At 55.1% G+C, this 869-nt stretch carries 2 pseudogenes; both read left to right on the top strand.

Annotated features, from left to right (window positions below):
* A pseudogene (locus C5S62_RS01920) lies at nucleotides 1–239 on the top strand (ABC transporter ATP-binding protein); the annotation flags it as partial.
* Nucleotides 240–299: 60 nt separating this feature from the next.
* Nucleotides 300–869 (top strand): annotated as a pseudogene (locus C5S62_RS01925) (LTA synthase family protein); the annotation flags it as partial.

Consider the following 869-nt stretch of genomic DNA (forward strand, 5'->3'; position numbering starts at 1 on the left):
TTCTCGATGAGGCCACTTCCGCCCTCGATACAGAAAGCGAGCGCCTCGTTCAGGAAGCTCTTGAACGGCTCATGAAGACGCGTACCACCATAGCCATAGCCCACCGCCTGTCGACCATAAAGAATGCCGACGAAATTTGCGTACTTTATGAAGGCCGTATCGTTGAGCGCGGCACGCACGAGCAGCTTCTTAGCCTTGGAGGATACTACAAGCGGCTTAATGACATGCAGCAATTATAAACGCAATGCCCAACCGGCGAAACGCTATTGCCGGTTGGGCTTTTTTTGAGTTTTCACGTTATGAGACATCCTTCCCGCTTACGTTTTCTCTTTGCTTTTTATGCCGCTGTCACCGGCCTATTTCTGATGAGCAAGCCCGTTTTTATGCTCATGAACACTCCGGAAGGCCGCAAAATAGATTTGGCAGATTGTTTGTCGGTGCTTTGGCACGGCCTTCCGCTCGATCTTGCTACGGCCGGTTACCTGAGCGCCCCCTTGTGGCTTGCACTGTCATTCTCCGTGTGGGTGCGTCCCCGCGAGACCAGTCCCCTGCGTATTTGGTCCGCAGGGATCTATGTGCTTTATATCGGTGTCGTTTCGATCCTGCTTTCTGTCATATTAGTGGCCGATTGCTGCCTCTACGGCTATTGGAGCATAAAACTTGACGGTACGGTACTGGCCTATCTCGACTCGCCGAAGGGTGCCGCCGCCAGCGTGTCGGGCGGTTATGTGGCCGCCGTCTGTGCGGCTGTACTCATCCTTTCCGTCATTATTTTCTTCGTGCTGCGCCGCCTGCGGCCGCAAAGTCTGCCTCCGGTGCGCCGACGGGGTATGGCCACGCTTGCCATGACGCTTGCGGGCGGACTGATG

This window comes from Prevotella sp. MGM2 (assembly GCF_002933955.1).
GTDB lineage: Bacteria > Bacteroidota > Bacteroidia > Bacteroidales > Bacteroidaceae > Alloprevotella.